This is a genomic window from Clostridiisalibacter paucivorans DSM 22131 (assembly GCF_000620125.1).
In the GTDB taxonomy this organism is placed as follows: domain Bacteria; phylum Bacillota; class Clostridia; order Tissierellales; family Clostridiisalibacteraceae; genus Clostridiisalibacter; species Clostridiisalibacter paucivorans.
Genome location: NZ_JHVL01000030.1, coordinates 21,538 through 43,204, shown reverse-complemented (window position 1 = coordinate 43,204; position 21,667 = coordinate 21,538). Strand labels below are relative to the sequence as shown.

Annotated in this window: 20 protein-coding genes; all 20 read right to left on the bottom strand. The window is 30.5% G+C overall.

Going from position 1 to position 21,667, the window contains the following annotated elements; all coding sequences use genetic code 11:
- Window positions 1-409: 409 nt before the first annotated feature.
- A complete protein-coding gene (pnpS, locus tag Q326_RS0109665) occupies window positions 410-2,170 on the bottom strand; it encodes a two-component system histidine kinase PnpS (RefSeq protein WP_026895206.1) in 1,761 nt (586 codons plus the stop codon).
- Between the two features lie 12 nt (window positions 2,171-2,182).
- On the bottom strand, window positions 2,183-2,875 hold the full coding sequence (locus Q326_RS0109660; RefSeq protein WP_026895205.1) for a winged helix-turn-helix domain-containing protein: 693 nt from the start codon (window positions 2,873-2,875) through the stop codon (window positions 2,183-2,185).
- 345 nt (window positions 2,876-3,220) lie between these two features.
- Window positions 3,221-3,676 (bottom strand): transcriptional regulator NrdR, encoded by a 456-nt coding sequence (gene nrdR, locus Q326_RS0109655; protein WP_026895204.1) that lies wholly within the window; start codon window positions 3,674-3,676, stop codon window positions 3,221-3,223.
- A gap of 75 nt (window positions 3,677-3,751) precedes the next feature.
- Window positions 3,752-3,991 carry a YlmC/YmxH family sporulation protein gene (locus Q326_RS0109650; protein ID WP_026895203.1) on the bottom strand — a complete coding sequence of 80 codons (240 nt, stop codon included), beginning with the start codon at window positions 3,989-3,991 and terminating at the stop codon, window positions 3,752-3,754.
- Window positions 3,992-4,151: 160 nt separating this feature from the next.
- Complete coding sequence (sigG, locus tag Q326_RS0109645; protein WP_026895202.1) at window positions 4,152-4,925, bottom strand: RNA polymerase sporulation sigma factor SigG; 774 nt, start codon at window positions 4,923-4,925, stop codon at window positions 4,152-4,154.
- An 87-nt stretch (window positions 4,926-5,012) separates the two neighbouring features.
- Window positions 5,013-5,741, bottom strand: coding sequence for an RNA polymerase sporulation sigma factor SigE (gene sigE / locus Q326_RS0109640; protein WP_026895201.1), 729 nt, complete (start codon window positions 5,739-5,741; stop codon window positions 5,013-5,015).
- A gap of 38 nt (window positions 5,742-5,779) precedes the next feature.
- Window positions 5,780-6,670 carry a sigma-E processing peptidase SpoIIGA gene (spoIIGA, locus tag Q326_RS0109635; RefSeq protein ID WP_026895200.1) on the bottom strand — a complete coding sequence of 297 codons (891 nt, stop codon included), beginning with the start codon at window positions 6,668-6,670 and terminating at the stop codon, window positions 5,780-5,782.
- A gap of 184 nt (window positions 6,671-6,854) precedes the next feature.
- Complete coding sequence (ftsZ, locus tag Q326_RS0109630) at window positions 6,855-7,958, bottom strand: cell division protein FtsZ (protein ID WP_026895199.1); 1,104 nt, start codon at window positions 7,956-7,958, stop codon at window positions 6,855-6,857.
- A gap of 35 nt (window positions 7,959-7,993) precedes the next feature.
- Window positions 7,994-9,235 (bottom strand): cell division protein FtsA, encoded by a 1,242-nt coding sequence (gene ftsA, locus Q326_RS0109625; RefSeq protein WP_026895198.1) that lies wholly within the window; start codon window positions 9,233-9,235, stop codon window positions 7,994-7,996.
- A 37-nt stretch (window positions 9,236-9,272) separates the two neighbouring features.
- Complete coding sequence (locus tag Q326_RS0109620) at window positions 9,273-9,614, bottom strand: small basic family protein (RefSeq protein WP_026895197.1); 342 nt, start codon at window positions 9,612-9,614, stop codon at window positions 9,273-9,275.
- A gap of 1 nt (window position 9,615) precedes the next feature.
- Window positions 9,616-10,341, bottom strand: coding sequence for a DUF881 domain-containing protein (locus Q326_RS0109615; RefSeq protein WP_026895196.1), 726 nt, complete (start codon window positions 10,339-10,341; stop codon window positions 9,616-9,618).
- Between the two features lie 34 nt (window positions 10,342-10,375).
- Window positions 10,376-11,107 carry a DUF881 domain-containing protein gene (locus Q326_RS0109610; protein ID WP_026895195.1) on the bottom strand — a complete coding sequence of 244 codons (732 nt, stop codon included), beginning with the start codon at window positions 11,105-11,107 and terminating at the stop codon, window positions 10,376-10,378.
- A gap of 12 nt (window positions 11,108-11,119) precedes the next feature.
- Window positions 11,120-11,881: a cell division protein FtsQ/DivIB gene (locus Q326_RS0109605; RefSeq protein WP_026895194.1), complete on the bottom strand. Its 762-nt coding sequence runs from the start codon at window positions 11,879-11,881 to the stop codon at window positions 11,120-11,122.
- Between the two features lie 54 nt (window positions 11,882-11,935).
- Window positions 11,936-13,189, bottom strand: a complete 1,254-nt coding sequence (murA, locus tag Q326_RS0109600) for a UDP-N-acetylglucosamine 1-carboxyvinyltransferase (protein WP_026895193.1) — start codon at window positions 13,187-13,189, stop codon at window positions 11,936-11,938.
- Between the two features lie 91 nt (window positions 13,190-13,280).
- Complete coding sequence (gene murG, locus Q326_RS0109595; protein ID WP_026895192.1) at window positions 13,281-14,387, bottom strand: undecaprenyldiphospho-muramoylpentapeptide beta-N-acetylglucosaminyltransferase; 1,107 nt, start codon at window positions 14,385-14,387, stop codon at window positions 13,281-13,283.
- 5 nt (window positions 14,388-14,392) lie between these two features.
- Complete coding sequence (gene ftsW, locus Q326_RS0109590) at window positions 14,393-15,496, bottom strand: putative lipid II flippase FtsW (RefSeq protein ID WP_026895191.1); 1,104 nt, start codon at window positions 15,494-15,496, stop codon at window positions 14,393-14,395.
- Window positions 15,477-16,856, bottom strand: coding sequence for a UDP-N-acetylmuramoyl-L-alanine--D-glutamate ligase (murD, locus tag Q326_RS0109585; RefSeq protein ID WP_026895190.1), 1,380 nt, complete (start codon window positions 16,854-16,856; stop codon window positions 15,477-15,479). Before murD ends, ftsW begins: the two co-directional genes overlap by 20 nt.
- A gap of 17 nt (window positions 16,857-16,873) precedes the next feature.
- Window positions 16,874-17,848 (bottom strand): phospho-N-acetylmuramoyl-pentapeptide-transferase, encoded by a 975-nt coding sequence (mraY, locus tag Q326_RS0109580; RefSeq protein ID WP_026895189.1) that lies wholly within the window; start codon window positions 17,846-17,848, stop codon window positions 16,874-16,876.
- Window positions 17,849-17,895: 47 nt separating this feature from the next.
- Window positions 17,896-19,359 (bottom strand): UDP-N-acetylmuramoyl-L-alanyl-D-glutamate--2,6-diaminopimelate ligase, encoded by a 1,464-nt coding sequence (locus tag Q326_RS0109575; protein ID WP_026895188.1) that lies wholly within the window; start codon window positions 19,357-19,359, stop codon window positions 17,896-17,898.
- Window positions 19,360-19,454: 95 nt separating this feature from the next.
- A complete protein-coding gene (locus Q326_RS0109570; protein WP_026895187.1) occupies window positions 19,455-21,662 on the bottom strand; it encodes a stage V sporulation protein D in 2,208 nt (735 codons plus the stop codon).
- Between the last annotated feature and the right edge of the window lie 5 nt (window positions 21,663-21,667).

Genomic DNA, 21,667 nt, shown 5'->3' with positions numbered 1-21,667 from the left:
CATAAAGAGCACCTCGTAGAGAAATATTTTAGATTGTGAGCCCACTCTACTAATAAGCGTTACCACCTTGTTGTATATTCGGAGAGAAGCTAAAAAGCAACCAACATCCAACTCATTCGTAAACTGCTTATTAGAGAGAGGTATCAGTCTTTCAAGTACGAGTTCAAAGACTCAAGGAGAGATCGATAATCCTCTCAATCTAATAATACAATTATCTCTGATTTTGAGAGATAAATAAAGAAGGTTTTATAGGTTTCCCTATTTGATAACCTAAATATATTATACAAGGAGATAACTCCTTTCACATAAAAATAGGAAAATTTATAATTAATTTGCTGGTGGCTGTTTTGTTTAAAATAATTATACTATTTCATTGTTAAAAATATTTGATATAAATGTTAAAAGTATATTAATATTTTATTGGTAAACTAACCATGAATTCGGTTCCCATGTCAATCTCACTTTTTACATTTATTTTTCCATTAAATGCAAGTACTATATGTTTTACAATTGCCAATCCCAGCCCTGTACCTCCTATCTTTCTAGATCTGGCCTTATCTACTCTATAAAACCTTTCAAATAATCTTGATAAATGTTGTTTGTCTATACCAATGCCTGTATCCTTAATTTTAATTATTAAATTACCACTGACTGCATATGCTGTAATTATGACTTGACCTCCTAATGGAGTATATTTTATAGCATTATCTATTAAATTTATTAGCATTTGTTTAAACCATCCTAAATTACCTACTATATCAGGCAAATTAGCATTTACCTTATTAATAATTTGTATCTCCTTTTTTTTACTCAACTCATTAATCATATTTAATACTTCTTCTATAGCTTTATTTACATTAATATTTTCCTTTTTAACTATATTATGCTTATTCTCTATATCTGATAGAACTAACAAATCTTCTATAATAGCAGTCAATCTTCCTGCCTCTATATCTATTATATTTAAAAATTTATCTCTAAGCATTTTATCTTCAGATGCTCCATCTTTCAGAGTCTCAATAAATCCCTTTATTGATGTTAATGGAGTCTTTAGCTCATGGGACACATTAGCCACAAAATCTTTCCTCATTCTCTCTAGCTTACGAATTTCTGTAATATCTTGTATTATTATAACCACACCTATCTTTCTAGTCGGGTCATTCTCAAGTTTTATTGGATTGGTATATATAGCCAATGTTTTATATATTGGGTCAAATATTTCAATTTCAACCTTAGACGGTATTTGTCCTGAAAACAACTTCTGTATTTCTTCATCTAAATAATTGTTCCTAACTACTTCTAATATATGTTTACCCCTTACATCTTCCTCAGATATTCTAAATATAGACTCAGCTGCAGGATTTATAAACATTATTTTTTTATTATTATCTATTGCTATGATTCCATTTATCATACTAGTCAATATTGCTTTGTTTTTAGTATTTCTATCTTCTAACTGATTTATAGTATAAGATAATTTTTCACTCATAATATTGAAATTGTTGGCCAATATACCTAATTCATCATCTGTATTAAAATATACCCTTTCACCATAATTTCCTTGGGATATATTTTTTGTAGCCTCTGTCAATGCCTTTATAGGTTCTGTTACACCTTTTACATACCTATATCCTAACAATAGGGCTACAGCCATTCCTGCCAATACAGATGCCAATATATATTTAAACAAAGTTTTATTAACTGTATTGACATAATCTAAAGGTAAAGATATCCTCGTTACAGCTACAATTTCATTGTTCATCTCTACAGGTACTGCTATATAAAACATATCTAATCCTGTAGATTCACTATGTCTTTTACTTATACCCAAATCTCCTTTTATAGCCTTCTTTATCTCTGGTCTATTTTTATGATTCTCTAATGTCTCTAAATCTACATCTGAATCTCCTCTTACTACTCCATCTTTATCTATAAATGTTATCCTAGCTTGTGTAGATTGGGAATACTTTGTAGCTATTTCGTCTAAATTAAGATCATAAAAATTATCATTAGATTCCATAAAATTTTTAATTAGTTTTGCATTAGCTATAAGTCTTTCTTCAACGCTCTGAGCATAATTACCCTTTAATAAACCCAATGATAAAATTCCAGTAATAGTTATTCCCATTAGTACCAAAATAACAAATACAATATATATCTTTTTCTGCATAAAATGCCCCCTCTATTTCATTTTATAACCTATACCTCTTACTGTTTCTATATATTTTGTATTTTTGTTATCATCTTTTAATTTTTTTCTTAAATGTCTAATATGAACATCTACTGTTCTAGTCTCCCCATAGTAATCATATCCCCAAACTTCATCCAATAAAAAATTTCTTGACAATACTTTTCCTCTATTTTCAGATAAAATCCTAAGTAGTTCAAATTCTTTTAAAGTAAGTTCTAGTTTTTCATCATCTCTAATTACTTCATGTTTTTCTATATTTATTTCTATATCATCAATCTTGATTACCTCTTGTTTTTTATTTGAACTGTCTTTACTTCTTCTCAGTACAGCTTTGATTCTTGCAACAAGCTCTCTTACACTAAAGGGTTTAGTTATATAATCATCAGCACCCATCTCAAGTCCTAAAATTTTATCTGTTTCTTCCCCTTTAGCTGTGAGCATTATAATAGGTATGTCAAGGGTCTTTTCACTCATTTTCAACTTTTTACATACATCTATACCATCTATAACAGGTAACATAAGATCTAGTACTATAAGATTTGGAATCTCTTTCTCAGCCTTTTTTAATGCTTCCTCCCCATCATATGCAACCAACACTTTATATCCGTTTTTCTCTAAATTGAATTTTATCAATTCAACGATATGTTCTTCGTCATCAACAACTAATATTCTTCCATAGTTCATAAAAATCCTCCTCTTTTAATTAGTCTTATATCATTTATATCGTTATAATTAGTATTCCTCAAATATTCTCTACTTTAAGCATACTTATAAGTATTTCATAAGTCAAGACACCTTTTTGATCAAAACATTGATTTACTGCTCTTAGTATGAATTGTAAAATTCTTGTTAAAAAAAAGAAGACTATTCAAATTTTCAACTACAAAAATAATATAAATATAAAAAAGTTAATAGCTAATAGCTAGTAGTTATTAGTTCGATGATAACATCCTTAGGATTTTTAGCATCAACTAATAGCTACTAACTAGGAACTACTAACTTTTTTCTCACAGTATTTACCTCATACCTCTATTTTTTATCTAGTATTTTTTTTAATTCATCCATGAAAGTATTTAAATCTTTAAACTGTCTATAAACAGAAGCAAATCTAACATATGCCACTTCATCTAAATCCTTTAAATAATGCATTACCATTTCTCCAATATGCTTACTAGTCACTTCTTTTTCCATTGAATTATAGAGTTCTTTTTCAATGTTGTCCACTATTTTTTCAATTTTATTTATAGGGACAGGTCTCTTTTCGCATGCTCTAATTATTCCATTTAATATTTTATTTCTATTAAAAGATTGTCTAGTTCCATCTTTTTTTTCAATCACTAAAGGTATCTCTTCTATCTTTTCATAAGTAGTAAATCTTTTGTTACATTTAATACATTCTCTTCTTCGTCTTATTGCCTGTCCTTCTCCGGTAGGCCTTGAATCTATAACTTTAGTTTCATAATAATCACAATAGGGACATTTCATAAAATACACCTCTTTTTATTTCATATTAGACCATCATAAACTGATTATATTATATTTTTTTATTCATGTCTAATTTTACTCTTCCTTTAAATCTACTAATATAACATCATGTCCTATCTTTTTTATACTATCCCATCTCACTATATAATCCCCATTTCTATTAAATAATCCTAGAAACCTATTAGGACCTGGAATAATTACTGCATTTACATATCCTTCCTCTAAATCTACTTCTATATCATATATTACCCCCAACCTTGCACCATCTTTTATGTTTATTACTTCTTTCTCCCTCAAATCAGAAGCCTTTATCATATTATCACCTTTCCTAAAAGTAAAATAGTATTTAACATATTATAAATATATTAATAATTTCAAGTATTTATTACTTTTTAAAAAAATAAAAATCCGTAGTATTTCTACAATCAACTACGGACTAGTAAACATTTTTATTCTTATGTCTTTATCAATATAACTATATAAGCTTTCTCATATGTTTTAAGGCGGTTTTTTCCAATCTAGATACTTGTGCTTGAGATATACCTATCTCTTCCGCTACCTCCATCTGAGTTTTTCCTTGATAAAATCTCAAATTTAATATAAGTTTTTCCCTATCATTTAATTTTCTCATACCTTCTCTTAAAGCAATCCCTTCAAGCCACATCTCATCTTCACTTTTTTCATCACTAACTTGATCCATGACATATATTGCATCACCACTGTCATGGTATATAGGTTCAAATAGGGATATGGGGTCCTGTATTGCATCCAATGCAAAAACTACATCTTCTTTAGGTAAATTAAGTTCTGATGATATTTCTGATATTGTAGGTTCCTTTGAATTTTTATTTATTAATTGCTCCCTTACTTGAAGAGCCTTATATGCTATATCTCTCAAAGATCTACTAACTCTTATAGAATTATTATCCCTAAGGTATCTTCTTATTTCACCTATTATCATTGGAACCGCATATGTTGAAAATCTAACGTTTTGACTAAGATCAAAATTGTCTATTGCCTTTATTAAACCTATACAGCCAACTTGAAAAAGATCATCAGGATTTTCTCCTCTTTTATTGAACTTTTGAATAACACTAAGTACAAGTCGTAAATTGCCTTGAATAAACTCCTCTCTAGCACTTAAATCTCCCTTGTGTATTCTATCAAACAATTTTCTCATTTCTTTGTTGGTAAGTACAGGTAAATCAGATGTATTTACTCCACATATCTCTACTTTATTTATATGCATTTATTTCATCCTTTCCTGCTATATTACCCCCTTTAGTTTAAATTATTAACCTTTTAAATCCTTTTTATTCAATTAAAGTAATTAAAACTATATCATCTTTGCCATCTCTTTTTTAAGTCTTTTCACTATCCTTTTTTCCAGTCTAGATATATAAGATTGAGAGATTCCCAATACATCAGCTACTTCTTTTTGAGTCATTTCATCTTTTTTGCCTAACCCAAACCTCAACTCCATTATTCTCTTCTCTCTTATTGTGAGTTTTTCCATGGCTTCCTTCAATAATTTTCTATCTACTTCCTCCTCAAGATATTTAAATATAATATCATTATCTGTCCCTAGTACATCTGATAATAAAAGTTCATTTCCATCCCAATCTGTATTTAATGGTTCATCTAAAGATACCTCAGTTTTTGTTTTATTATTTCTTCTTAAATACATAAGTATTTCATTTTCTATACATTTAGATGCATATGTAGCTAACTTTATCTTTTTTTCTGGATTAAAAGTATTTACTGCCTTTATCAAACCAATAGTACCTATAGATATCAAATCTTCAACAGATATACCTGTATTTTCAAATTTTCTTGCTATATATACTACCAGTCTAAGATTTCTCTCTATTAATATTGACTTCACTGAATCATCTTGATTAATCCTTCCTATCAAATACATTTCTTCATCTTTTTTCAATGGAGGTGGAAGAACTTCACTACCCCCTATATAGAAAATATCAGTTCCATAATAGGGGGATATCTTCCTTATCAATTTAATGATTTTAATTTGTAAAAACAATTTAATCTTATTAAAAATCTTCATAGTCCTCTTCCTTTCTAATTATAGTATTGGAGATATCATTAACTTAATAATTCTGGATGAAGTAATGCTGAATATTCTCTGGTTGAAGATAAATCACTGTTATAAATTCCCACAATGATATCAGAGATTACAGTTTTTTCAGATGTATTAATTACTACTTTGTCAGGCTTAAATCCTAACAATATACCATTTTCCTTTCCCAAGCTTTTAAATGGAATAATTCTAAACTTTATATTGTCCATAGATTTGCTCATGACTTCCCACAGTACATTTAAATTATCCTCTTTATACAGGGAAAAAAACTGTTGTACATCATATGGCAATAGCTCTTTTATTTCTGAAAATTGAGCAATTATTACAGGTACATCTGTAACTGGATCCTTTAATGAATTACCAGTATCCATTAAAGCTGTTATATTTATAATCTTTCTATTTAATATTATTGATATAGGTACATACATATCTTTCCTTTTTAATTTTGTTTTTATATATCCCCATACAAATTTTATAAGTATAAAAGAAATAAATATTGCCAAAAATAACATTCCTATAGAGAATCCATCTATATAAAAAATTCCATTTTCTGTGTAATTATTTACATCAAATATAAAGATCAAAGCTAAAGATGCACCAGCAAATACAAAAGAAACAACATAAAATGTAGCTATTAATTTCATGAAATCTCTAATCCTTTCTGGATTAAATGCCAGTATAATTATTAAAACTGATACAGCTAATTTAACTGGCAATTTAGCTAAAAAATATAATTGCGGGAAGAATACTACCAGTGTATATAAAGCCCCTGTCAATGCTCCTATTACCATTCTGGACTTAGTAGTATTTGCTCCAGTATATTTTTTAACTATATACAATATAATAAAATTGATTATAAAATTTTCTAAAACGAGATATTCAGCATAAATGCTCATATCTCAAGCCCCCTTTGTCCTACAGATATACATTTATTCCCTATATAAATTTTTATTCTTTAAAAGCTTGGTTTATGACTATTATAATATATTAAGTCTTAAAAACATGTCATTTATTGAAGTCGAAATCCATCTATTATTGAAAAAAGAAAGACTTACGAAAAATTATCCGTAAGTCTTTCTTTTATTTATTCCTCTTTCTTAAAAAAGTAGGAATATCCAAATCATCAGTATCTATTTCCTCTACTTTTTCTTCTTCATTTTGCTGTCTCTGTTGAGATCTATTTATACTCTTTCGAGTTTTACTTTTAGTCTTTGTATTTTCATTAGGTTTTGAACCACTAAACCCTGTAGCAATAACAGTAATTTTTATATCATCCTTTAGATTTTCATCTACAACTGCACCAAATATAATATTAGCATCACTATCTACCGCTTGCTTTATAAGATCTGCTGCTTCATTTACTTCAAACAAACCTAGATTTTGACCTCCTGTTATATTTAATAACACTCCCTTAGCTCCCTCTATAGATGTCTCTAAAAGAGGACTATGTACAGCTTGTTTAGCAGCTTCTGTAGCTCTGTTTTCACCATTAGCCTGTCCTATTCCCATATGGGCTAGTCCCTGATCTAGCATTATAGTCTTAACATCTGCAAAATCTAAATTTACTAACCCTGGTACAGCTATTAAATCTGATATACCTTGAATACCTTGTCTCAACACATCATCTGCTATTCTAAATGCATCTACTATGCTAGTTTTTTTCTCAGCTACTTGTAGAAGCCTATCATTTGGTATGGTAACTAAGGTATCTACCCTTCCCTTTAATTCTTCTATACCCTTTTCTGCATGTAACATCCTTCTTCTACCTTCAAACATAAAGGGTTTAGTTACAACTCCTACTGTTAATATACCCATTTCCTTTGCAACTTCGGCAACTATAGGAGCTGCTCCAGTACCAGTACCTCCTCCCATACCTGCAGTTATAAATACCATATCTGCACCTTGCAAAGATTCATGAATTTCATTTCTGCTTTCTTCAGCAGCCTTTTTTCCTATTTCTGGATTAGCTCCAGCTCCTAATCCCTTGGTTAGCTTATCTCCTATTTGGATCTTTATTTCTGCCTTTGAAGAGTGAAGGGCTTGTCTATCAGTATTTACAGCTATAAATTCAACACCTTTAACATCCTCTTCTATCATTCTGTTTAATGCATTGTTTCCACCGCCACCTACACCTATAACCTTTATTCGGGCGAATTGTTCCATATCAACATCAAATTCAAACATATTATGACCCCCTAGCCTTTGAGTTTTCAGTTTTATTAAAAATAATCATTCCATAATTTCTTGAAAAAAGATGATACATTGTTACTTTTTTTAGATTTAAATCTATTTTTATTGTTTTCAATATTATTATATTCTATATAATAATTGAATTTCCTCTTTAAAACATAATTTACTATACCAATAGCTGTAGAATAAATTGGCTCCTTTACTCCTATTTCTTCAGGATGTCCCAACCTTACAGGCATTTTAAAAATTTCTTCTCCTATCTTTTTTATTCCTTTAAGATAACTAACGCCTCCACCAGTTATAACTATACCGGTCAATAGTTCTCCAGTCAGCCTTCTTCTTCTAATATTTTCAAATACCATTTCAAGTATTTCTCTAACTCTAGCCTCAATTATTACAGAAACATCAAGCAAATTAACCTTATCAATTTCTTCTTTTCCAATAGGCTTTATTTCTATTAAAGTATTTTCATCACAGTCATTGGCATATGCCATACCATATTTTCTTTTTATTCTTTCACTATCTTTAAAGGATATTCTCAATCCCACAGATATATCATTAGTTATATGATTTCCTCCCACTGGAATTATTTCAGAGTATATAATTCTATTATTTTTAAATAGAGATACATCTGTAGTTCCAGCACCAATATCTATAGTCAAAATACCTAATTCCATCTCATCAGAAGTCAAAGTGGAGTGGGATATAGCTAAGGGCTCCATTATTATCCCTAATACTTCTAGACCTGCTTTATTGGCAGACTTAACTGCATTCAATACAGTAGTAGTTGAACTTGTAATTATATCACTATCAACTTCTAATCTCATACCTACCATTCCAGTAGGATCTTTAATTTCATCATATCCATCTACTATATACTGATTTGGTATAATATCTATTATTTTCTGGTCTTGAGGTATAGAAAGTATAGTAGCAGAATTCAGCACTCTCTTTATATCTTCAAAGTCTATCTCCCTGTTATCACTTGATACTGCAATTACTCCTCTATTATTAATAATATTACAATATCCTCCTGGCATATTTATATATGCTTGGGTAATCTCTAGATCTGACATGTTTTCTGCTTGATTTAATGCCTCTATTATAGCCCTTGAAGTTTCTTCAATATCAACTACAACTCCTTTTTTTACTCCTTTACATTCACTTTTTCCCATACCTACTAAATGAACTTGTCCATTTTTCTCAGTACCCAAAGCAGCTACACATACCTTTGAAGTCCCTATGTCTACCGAAGCTATTAGTTGGTCCATTTTATATCACCCCTTTGACCAGTAATCAGTATGTACCTTATTTTTCTTCATTTTTATTAAAAAAATGTCTTCTTATTATCGCAAAGTTTTGGAACAATCTACTACCGAAAGCAAATATAGCAGCATAATATAAGGGTACACCTAATTTATCTCCCACATAGGCTAAAAAAGCTGCTAAAACAGCATTGCCAAAAAAACCTGAAATAAATATACCTGTATTAAACTTTTTTTCTAAAGTAGCCCTTAATCCCCCAAATACTGAATCCATACACGCCAATATGGCTACCGACATGTAAAGGGAATAGCTGGGAGAATATGTTATAGGCAAATAAAGCCCTACTATAACACCTATTAAAATTCCAATCAAAGCTATTAACATTTTACTCACCTTCTTTAACAGGTTTAATATATTCCAATGATAAATCACCTTGTTTCCTAGATATAAGGATATAATCACTGGTATCAGTTCTCATCTTTATATTGTAATCATTTTTCAATACATACCCATAGGTACCGGGAGCATTTATTGAAGCATATAATACCTTTGGGTCCCCTATAGCCTTTATAACAAATGGGGCCGTTACTGCCCTCTTATTTATCCATATAATAGGACCACCACATTGTATTTCTGAATTTACTAAGACCCTCTGTCCCTTTATACTTATAGCCTCTGCTCCTGCCACCTTTAAATCATTCAAAAGATTTAATATATCTGTATCGTGTACTATTTGATCATCAATATCTTCTCCAATATTATATTTTTCATCATTATCTTCTATCCTTATCAAAATTCCTGGTCCTTCTAAATCTTCATATCCAGCTAATACTTTAACTTTATATAGTTCATTTTTCAATACATCTGTTATATCTCCCTTATTATCTGCTGCCTCTATATTTTCTAACTCTTTTTTCTTTTTTTCTATAAGTTTATTAATATCATCTATCTCTTCTCTATTTTTAGTTATCTCATTTTTCATAGCTTGTATAGAGTCAATGGTTACAAATATATTGTCTTCCACATTATGCCTTAACTGTATAGGCAACAACACACCTAATCCAACTGATAGTATAAAAATAATTCCTTTGTTCAAAAAACTTTTTTTCATATTAACATTCCACCCTCTAAGGCATATAACCACATTATCCATTAATATTTTCTATTGGCTTTGCATATCTAAACTCTTGTATCTTGGTATATCTTGGAATTATAATATTTTTCTTCTGTGTTAAACTTATTTGCATTTCAAAACCATATTTAAGTATATCTAATACTCCCCCTTTAAGCCTTAGGGCATTTTCCATATCCTCTGGAGGTCCTATGGCTTTTATCTCAATGGGAGCAGATATAGGAACTCCATTTATATTCAGATGATTACCAGCTAAAAGAAATTCGGTATAATTTGTATACCTTAGCCCATTTATCGATATTGCTTCGGCTCCTGAAACGTTAAGATAACTTATTATTTGTAATAGGTAATCATAATTTTCTACTATAGTGCTAGTTTCATCTCCATAAACAATCTCTCTTTTAGGATCATCTATATTTAAAACTATACCTTCTCCTTGCACCCTCTCATATCCTGCAAACATTCTATATTTTTGTAACTCTTTAGAAAGTTCCTCTATATATACATTTTCTTTAGATGCACTGCTTTCATATTGTTTTACCTTTTTTTCCAAATTCTCTAGTTCATTTAATAAATTTTCCTTTTCTTTTTGAAGATTATTTAATTCTACAGCAAGCTCTTTACTCCTCTGTACTGGTAAATATCCTGGACCAACTATACTTTTTACTGTGTTAAATTGTATAGCTAAAATAATTCCAAGAATCATGCTGACTATTAAAATAGCAATTTTACTTTTTGTATTCATATAAACTTCCCCCTAATCTATCTCAGGTGTATAGATAGGATTATCTCCTCTATTTAAATATACAGTGCCTGTTTTTATATTTCTTTTTTCCAACTCTTCACCCATTTTTTTTATAGAACTTAATTTATATTTTACATTATCTAATCCCCCAAATGCAAATATTAAGTTATCATACAATACCACATTTATTTGAGAATTTTCATCTATCTCTATCTTTTTAATAGTGCTAATAATATCTAAATCTTTAGATATTGATATCATATTGAAAAATTTAGATGTATCCATATTATCTTTGGATTTTATTTTTTTACCTATAGTAAAGTCTTCTATCTCAAACCCTTCTATTATAGGTAAATCTGGCTTCTCATTTTCAGAAAGAATACTAAGTACTATGCCGTCATTATCCACATATATATATGAACCCATATATTTTAATACTGCTATCTCTTCCCGTTCTTTTATATTTATAACTACCTTTTTAGGTAATTTCCTTTTTATAGATACATCTTTTATATATGGATGAGACAAAAGGTTTTCTGTAATAATTTTTTTATCTATTCTAAGTATATTTTCTCCCTTCATAATACCCGATGCTAATACTATTCTATCATGATTTAACCTTTTATTTCCAGTAACTTGAATCTCTTTTATATGAAAAAAATCAGTTTTTGTTACCAATATAACAAATAAAGATATAATAGCTATTAATATTAATAAAAATAATCCCCTTTTTCTTCTCTTTACCTTTTTCTCCACTATTCCTCTACTAGACATATAAAATCCTTCCTCTCCAATGCATGTCCACCCAAAACAACGCAGCCTAAGCTGCTAAAATTGTCTCTTTATACTTGCCCCTAACCTGTTTAGATTTATGTCTAATTCTTCATATCCTCTTTCTATATGTTCTATGCCATCAACTATTGTAGTACCTGAAGCTGCAAGTCCTGCCAATACAAGACTGGCCCCACCTCTTAAATCTTTAGCTGTAACCTTAGCCCCTGTAAGTTCTGATACTCCCTTTATAATAGAAACTTTACCTACTATTTTTATATTTGCTCCCATTCTTATAAGTTCAGATACGTGTTTAAACCTATTTTCAAATACAGTTTCTGTTATAACACTGGTTCCTCTAGCTAAAGTGAGAAGTGCCATAGTCTGAGCTTGAATATCTGTAGGAAAGCCTGGATATGGTAAAGTCTGTATAGATTCAATTGGTTCCAATCTTTTAGGGCCTACTATTTTTAATGCAGTACAATTATTATAAATATTGCATCCAGTTTCTTTAATTTTTGCAATTATAGATTGAATATGGTCTACTTCTATATTTTTTAATACCAATTCTCCACCCGTAATTGCAGATGCTATCATATATGTCCCTGCCACTATCCTATCAGGTATAATAGTATGTTCTACCTCTTTCAAACTATCTACTCCATCAATCCTAATAACACTGGTGCCAGCCCCATAAATTTTACATCCTGCCTTTTTCAAATAGTTCTGTAGATCTATTATTTCAGGTTCTCTTGCAGCATTTCTTATTATTGTAGTTCCTTTGGCCTTTACTGCTGCCAATATTATATTTTCTGTAGCGCCTACACTGGGATAATCCAATTGTATATCTGCTCCTGTTAATCTTTTAGACTTACAATGTATAAATCCATGGGACTCATTTATTTCAGCGCCCATAGCCTTCAACGAACTTAGATGTAAATCAATAGGTCTAGGACCAATTTCACATCCACCAGGATAGGATATTATTGTCTCACCACAACTACTGAGCATTGCTCCCAATAGTATAATAGAAGACCTCATTTCTCTTACTAAATCTTCAGGTATTTCAACCTTATCTATTGTACTTGAGTCAATATATACAATATTATTTGAAAATTTAACTTTACAGCCTATGGACTTAAGAATTTTTATCATTATATATAAATCTTTAATTTTAGGTGCATTAAATATAATGCTTGAACTTCTATTGATAACTGTGGCAGCCAGTATTGGAAGAACAGAATTTTTTGCCCCTCCAACAGAAATTTCTCCTATAAGCCTCTTACTGCCTTCAATGATATATTTGGCCATCACTACACCTCCAGAATACGCAATACCTTTATGTATAGCAAATATATAATTAGTCTATGCATATTCTAAACAAGGTGTTACTAAACTTGTATTATTTTAAAAGTTCACCAATTAAATTCATTATACTGTCTGTTGCATCTAATTTGCCTAATGCTTTAGTTTTTTTCTTCATAATCGATATCTTCTTTTTATTATTCAACAGTTCCTCCACAGTGTCATATAATATATTTTTATTCAAATCTTTTTCTAAAATAACTACACTGGCACCATTTTTCTCCATCGCTCTAGCATTGTACTCTTGATGATTCTCAGCAGTATAAGCCTTAGGTATAAGAATAGATGGTATTCCCAGGGCTGTTATCTCAGACAAAGTTATAGCTCCTGCACTTGTTATAACTAAATTAGAAACTCCAAGGGCTAAAGGCATATCATATAAATATGGCACCACCTTTATATGATCACTCAAATTATTTAAACCTCTTTTATATAATCCCTCATTAAATTTATCATAATGATTTTTTCCTGTAACATGTAGTATTTGAATATCTTTTCTATCACTATATTTATTTATTAGACCCAGCATAGAACTATTTAAGCTTTTCTGGCCTCCACTTCCACCAAAAGACAATACTATAGGGATATCTTTTTTAAAATTAAACTTTTTATAGGCTTTATCTAAATCTATATTAGTAAAATTATTTCTAATTGGATTCCCTGTCAAATGTACATTTTTAGCTTTTTTAAAATATTTTCTACTTTCTTCAAAGCTTATAGCTACACAATCTACGAATCTAGATAATATTTTGTTAGTCACTCCAGGAAATGCATTTTGTTCATGTATGATAGATGGGATTCCCTTCATAGCTCCTAATATAACCATAGGTCCACATACATATCCTCCTGTACCTATGACCATATCAGGATTAAAATGTTTAATAATTCTTCTAGCATCTTTCATACCTAAAACCAACTCTTTAACTGATTTTAATGTATCTAAAGAAATCTTTCTTCTAAATCCCTTTACCCTTATGCTTTTAAATCTAAACCCTTCCCGTGGAACTATTTGTGATTCCATTCCCTTATCAGTTCCTACATATAATAATTGAGCATCGGGAAAAGTTTCCTTTATTTTATGAGCAATAGCAAGAGCAGGGTATATATGACCTCCAGTACCCCCGCCAGTAACAAGAAATTTCATATGCTTCAACTCCTATCAATACCTGAGTATCTAGATATATTTAACAATATACCAATTGATGACATGAAGATAAGTAATGATGTACCTCCATAACTTACAAATGGAAGAGGTATTCCTGTTGGTGGAATAGATGATGTTACAACACCTATATGAATCAACGCTTGAATAGTTATAAGAGATATTATTCCAGATGCCAAAAGACATCCAAATAAATCATCTATAGAAATAGCTATTCTTATTCCCCTCCATATAATTAACATAAATAATAATATTACAGTCATACATCCAATAAAACCTAATTCTTCTCCAATTATAGAAAAAATAAAGTCATTATAAGGCTCAGGAATATAAAAAAACTTCTGTCTGCTTTGCCCTAATCCTGATCCAAAAAGGCCTCCTGACCCCAAAGCATAAAGAGACTGTACTGCCTGCCATCCTTCATCGGATTTAACTGCAAAAGGATCTATAAATGAAGTTATCCTCTTCCACCTATATTCTTCCATCCTGATAGCAGCAACTATTGCACTCAGTCCTAAAACACCTAATCCAATTAATTGATACATTTTCATTCCAGCTATAAATAGTATTAATACCAAAGTTGCTCCTAATGTTACACTGGTACTTAAATCTTTTTGCAATAATATCAACCCACATGAAAGACCAATTATAAGCAATGATGGTATTACTCCTTCTTTGAAGTCCTTCAATACATCTTCTTTTTTAGATAAAAAAGAAGTTAAAAATATTATGGAACCTAATTTAATAGCATCAGAAGGCATAAAAGTAAAAGTTCCAATTTGAACCCATCTCTTAGCTCCAAGATAAGAAGTTCCCAATGGAGTAAATATCAACAGAGCAAGTATAATACAAGCTATAAATATAATCTTAGACAACCTCTTGAGTACCCAGTAATTAAAATTCATAAAAAATATCATAGCACAAAGACCTAATGCACTAGCTATAACTTGTTTTCTTAGAAAATGGTATCCATCCTTCATTTTATAATAAGCATCTGGATAACTGGAACTAAAAACCATTATAATGCCTATAAAAACCAGTAATATAGTAGCTATCATCAGAGTAAAATCACTAGCTTTCCTCTTTATCATCCCCTTGCCTCCTTAAATTCCTTACTATATCTTTAAAATGTCTCCCCCTTTCTTCATAGCTATTATACATATCCCAACTGGCACAAGCCGGAGAAAGTAATACAGTATGGGGAGAATTACTTATTTGATACCCTTTTAAAACAGCTTCTTCCATATCTTTTACTATATATATATTATTAAATCCCAATTTTATTGCTGCCTTTCTTATTTTTTCTTTAGTCTCACCTAATAATATAATATTATCTACTTTACCATTAAAAGCATTTATAAAGTCTTCAAAATCACTGCCTTTATCATAACCTCCTGCTATAAGAGTTATAGGTTTATTAAGGGCTTCTATTGCCTTAATAGATGCATCAGGATTAGTCCCTTTGGAATCATTATAAAAAGATATTCCATTTACATCATCTACAAATTCCAATCTATGTTCTACTCCTTCAAATGTCTTTAATGTATATATTATAGTTTCCCATTTTATTCCCATGGCCTTTGCAGTAGCTATAGCAGCCATAGAATTCTCCAAATTGTGCATTCCTGGCATCTTTATATCTCTATAATCCATTACCTTAACAAACTCATTATCATAGTCATATACTATATAATTATTATTTAAATAAATACCATTTTTAATTTTATGTTTTTGAGTGAAAAATATCACTTTTGAATCAATTTCTTTTTCCAAAGACTTCAATAAATCATCATCATAATTCAATACTATAAAATCTTCCTTAGTTTGATTCCTAAATATTTTTTTCTTGGAATTGATATAATTTTTGAAGTCTTTATGCCAATTTATATGATCTGGAGTAATATTAGTAATAACTGCTACCTTGGGTTTAAAATATTTGGTGCTCTCTAACTGAAAACTACTAGCCTCTATAATAAAAATATCTATATCCTTATTGTTTACTAGTTCCCAAAGTATTCCCACTCCTATATTTCCCGTTACCTTAACATTAAAACCTGCATTCTTAAATATTTCTCCTACCAATGTAGTAGTTGTAGTTTTTCCATTAGTTCCTGTTATTGCAATAAAAGGTATCTCTGTAATTCTATATGCTAATTCAATATCTGTAATTACTTCTATACCGGACTCTACAGCCTTCTTTATTATATTTAGATCCATAGGAACTCCTGGACTTTTAACTACCATATCTATTCCCTCTAATGACATATCATTATATCCAAGGGCATATTTTATATTATAATCACTAAGTTTACAGATATAATCTTTCAATTCATCCTTTGTTTTTTTGTCATTTATAATTACATTAGCTCCCATTTCATTTAAAGCCTTCGCTGTAGATACACCACTTATTCCTAATCCCAATACTAAAATAGTTTTGCCACATAAATTCAAAATTATCACCTACTCTATTATATAAAATATCTCAATCCATAAACCCCTATAAGACATAAAAAAACTGTTGCAAACCAAAACGAAGTGACTACCTTAGTCTCTTTCCATCCCATCAATTCATAGTGATGATGCAAAGGACTCATCTTAAATACCCTTTTACCAGTAGTCTTAAACCAAACCACTTGAATAATAACTGATAAAGCCTCCATAAAATAAATCCCGCCTACTATGGGAATTATTAAAGGTAGATTTAACATTACAGCAATAGTAGCAACTGCCCCACCCAATGCAAGTGAACCTGTATCTCCCATAAATACCTTTGCGGGGTACGCATTATATTTTAAAAAGCCTAAGCATCCTCCAGCCAGTGCAGCAGAAAAAATAGTAATACTATAAAAGCCCATCTTCATAGATACAAGGCTAAAAAATGCCAACACTATCAATGTCACTCCTGAAGCTAATCCATCTAATCCATCAGTAAGATTAACACTATTTACAGTACCTACAACTACAAAAATTATAAAAGGAATATATAATATACCCAAATCTACAATCAACCTATCAAAAAATGGTACGAAAATCTGAGTGCCAAACACTGTATTATTAGATTGATAAATAGCCAATATAACAGCTACAATAATTTGGCCAATAAGTTTTTGATATGCCTTAAGTCCTAACGACCTCTTTAATACAACTTTAATAAAATCATCTATAAACCCTATGGCACCAAAAGCCAAAGTTATAATTATAAGTATTATTAAATCTCTGTTTATAAATCCTGAAGTAAATGTAGTAATTAGCAAAGCTCCTAATATCATGACCCCACCCATTGTAGGAGTTCCACTTTTTTTTAGATGAGTTTTAGGACCTTCTTGTCTTATACTTTGCCCTACTTTTAATCTTCGCAAAATTGGTATTAAAATAGGACCAAGAATTAAAGTTATTATAAAGGAAATAAGAATAATCCTTATTATATCCTTATAGTCCACCATACTTTTTCTCCTCTCATGTTCTTCAAAAATTTACCATATTTTATAGTCTATTTTGAACTTTTTTCTAATATATCCATGATTATTTCCCTTTCGTCAAAAGGTAATACCTTATCATTTATTATTTGATAAGTTTCATGTCCCTTTCCTAATAAAATAATAACATCATTTGGTTTGCTATTTAATAAAGCATATTTAATAGCCTCTCTTCTATCTGGTATATTTACATAATCACATCCTGTTTTTTCTACTCCTAATACTATATCTTTAATAATATCTTCTGTTTTTTCAGAACGGGAATTATCACTGGTTAAAACACATAAATCCACGTATTTACCTGCTATCTCTCCCATTACAGGTCTTTTAGTTTTATCTCTATCTCCGCCACAGCCAAAAATAGCAACCTTTCTTCCCTTTGCAAAATCATTTATAGTACTCAATACCTTTTCAAATCCATCGGGAGTATGGGCAAAGTCTATTATTACAGTGAAGTCTTTATCTACAGGTACTACCTCAAATCTCCCTTTAACTCCATGCACATTTTCTAGTCCATTTCTTATAGTTTGTAGATCTATCCCCATAGCATATGCACATGCTGCAGCAGCTAAGCTATTATATACAGTAAATATTCCTGGTATATCCATATTTATATCTATACTGTCATTTTTTATTAGTAAAGTAAACTTTACACTTTCTAAAGAATGTCTTATATTCTTAGCTCTTATATCACAACACTCATTTATTCCATATGTCAATAAAGGTGTTTTTAAAGATTTTATTTCATTTATTATATTTTTGCCATAGGGATCATCTCCGTTTATTATATTGTAATTACTGGTCATATAAAACAATTTTAGTTTTGCACTTAGATAATTTTCTATAGTTTTATGCAAATCAAGATGTTCTGGAGTAAGATTGGTAAATATACCTATATTAAAGTCACTGGAAGACACCCTATTTAACGCCAATGAATGTGAAGACACCTCCATTATACAAGTATCCATATTATCTTTTACCATATCATTAAATATCATTTGCAGTTCCAATGATTCTGGTGTAGTATTATTAGTTTTTTCTATCTTATCTCCAATTATATTTCCAATGGTACCTATTAGACCAACTTTTTTATTATACACCTCTAAAATAGATTTAATCAAATATGTTGTAGTTGTTTTTCCATTAGTACCAGTTATTCCAACTAATCGTAAATTTTCAGAGGGTCTATTATAAAAATTTGCTGAAATATCAGCCAATGCCTCTCTAGTATCTTTTACTTTTATTTGTATAATGTTGTCCACCGCATCTACATACTTTTCTACCATTACAGCCTTTGCGCCTTTAGATATTGCATCTTCTACATATCTATGCCCATCTACCTTAAATCCTTCTATGGCTACAAAAATAAAGTCTTGTTTTATTTTTCTGGAATCATATGCAATCCCTAAAATATCTACATCTTTATAATTTTTAAATTCCACATAAGATATATTCTCTAATAACTGGGATAATTTCACTATTTACACCTCACAATATACATTTTTAAAAAATTACCATTTATTTCTTTTTAAAAGGCAACATTCAAACAAAATTTGTTTGAAGTTGCCTTTGATTAGTTTGAATTTGTCTTTTCAAATTCAACCTCAACAAGAGAGTTGAAATTCACAGTACTACCTGCTTTAGGATTTTGAGAGATAGCTGTGCCTTCACCCTTGAATTTAAATCTTAAACTCAATCTATTTAATATATTCGCCACCTCTTCCTCGTTTTTTCCTATCAAATTTGGCATAATAATCATATTATCTCTCTGTCTTCTAGTATTCATATAAAGATCTATCATAGAGCTCTTATGAACTTTAGTTCCAGGTAATGGAAATTGATCTATGACTTTATTATCTTTTTCTACTTCTAAAATTTCAGTATTATAAGAAAGCCCTAATTGTTTTAACGTATTAGAAGCCTCAACAATAGTCTTTCCTCTAACATCAGGAACTACCACTATCTGTCCTTCCAATTCTTTTTCTTCTTTTTCTGTAAATTGAGGCTCTACTTCCAGATAATTTAATGTATCCTTGATAATTTGACCTGCTACAGGTCCAGCTATCTGTCCTCCATAGTATTGGCCTGTTCCTGGTTCATCTATCAAGACTAGTACAGCCATTTTAGGATCATTAACTGGAGCTATTGCTGCAAAAGAAGATACATATTTTCCTTGAACATATCTTCCATCAATAACCTTCTGTGCAGTCCCCGTCTTTCCTCCAACTCTATATCCTGGTACATATGCCTTTTTCCCAGTACCCTCGGATACAACTGATTCTAAAATATCAAGTAATGTTTTAGATGTTCTATTAGAAATAACTTGCCTTCTCACCTTTGGCTCTATTTCTTCTACTGTACCTCCCTCTTCATCTATTATCCTTTTTACTATATTAGGTCTCATTAAATATCCACCATTAGATGCAGCAGATATAGCAGTTATCATCTGAATAGGGGTAACAGATATACCTTGACCATATGATATGGTAGCAAGGTTTACTTCCCTCATATTATCATAGTGCCTCACAAACCCCAACGCCTCTCCTGGCAATTCTATACCTGTTTTTTCGCCAAATCCAAAGGCCTTAGCATATTTATACATTCTCTCCTTACCTAATCGTAATCCTAATTCAACAAAAACCTCATTACAAGAATTCTGAGCTCCTTCCTTAAAAGTCTCATCTCCATGGGGATTATAATAACTCCAACATTTAAGTCTAGCACCTTTTACCTGAGTTATGTAACCATCACAATGAAATGGACTATCAGGTTTAACTACATTTTCTTCTAGCCCAGCAGCAGAAGTTATAATCTTGAATGTAGAACCTGGTTCGTAAACATCATTTATAGGAAAATTTCTCCAACTATCATAAAGCTCTTGTTCTTTTTCCACCCAAGGTTTATTCCTCCAAAAAGTTATATCCTCTTCACTTAATATTTCCCAAGGTTTTTCAGGATTGTATAATAATGCCTTATTGTCATTGGGATTGTAATCAGGCTTAGTAGTCATTGCAAGTAAATCACCTGTTTTAGGTTCCATTATCAGTATAGAAACATTTTTAGCCTTGTTTCTTACCAATGTCTCTATAGCAGCCTTTTCTGCAAAATGTTGTATTGTCTCATCTATAGTAAGCATTACACTCATACCATTTTTAGGGTCATACAACCTTTCATTATTATAAGGCATCTCCATATTCTTTGCATCTACAGTCTTTATCCATCTTCCTGGAGTACCACTTAAATATTTATTATAAGTCCTCTCTATACCATAAAGCCCCACATTGTCTATATTAGTAAAACCAAGTATTTGAGATGCAAAATTCCCAAAGGGATAATATCTCCTATTGTCATCTACGATTTCAATGCCTTTTAATCCCTTATCTCTTAAAGTATCTGCTGTATCTTTATCTACCCACATCTTTATCCTAACTAAGCTTTGATTGCTAGTTATATCTTTATACACATCATCTCTTTCCAGTCCTAATATATCAGCTATTTCTCCAGCAGTTTCGTCAGGATTCTCTACATCAGCTGGTCTACACCAAATAGTATTTGTACTAATGCTTACAGCTAATTTTTTACCATTTCTATCATATATTATTCCCCGTTTGGCTTCTACTGGGATATCTCTAGTCCATTGCTCTAAGGCCTCTTTTCTCAATTTATCTCCTGTAACTATCTGTATATATCCTAATCTACTGGTTAGTAATAAAATACCTAAACATATCATAAAAAGAGTAAACAAAAGTCTTTTTTTTGTAGTCCTAGTAGGCGATGCCATTAAAA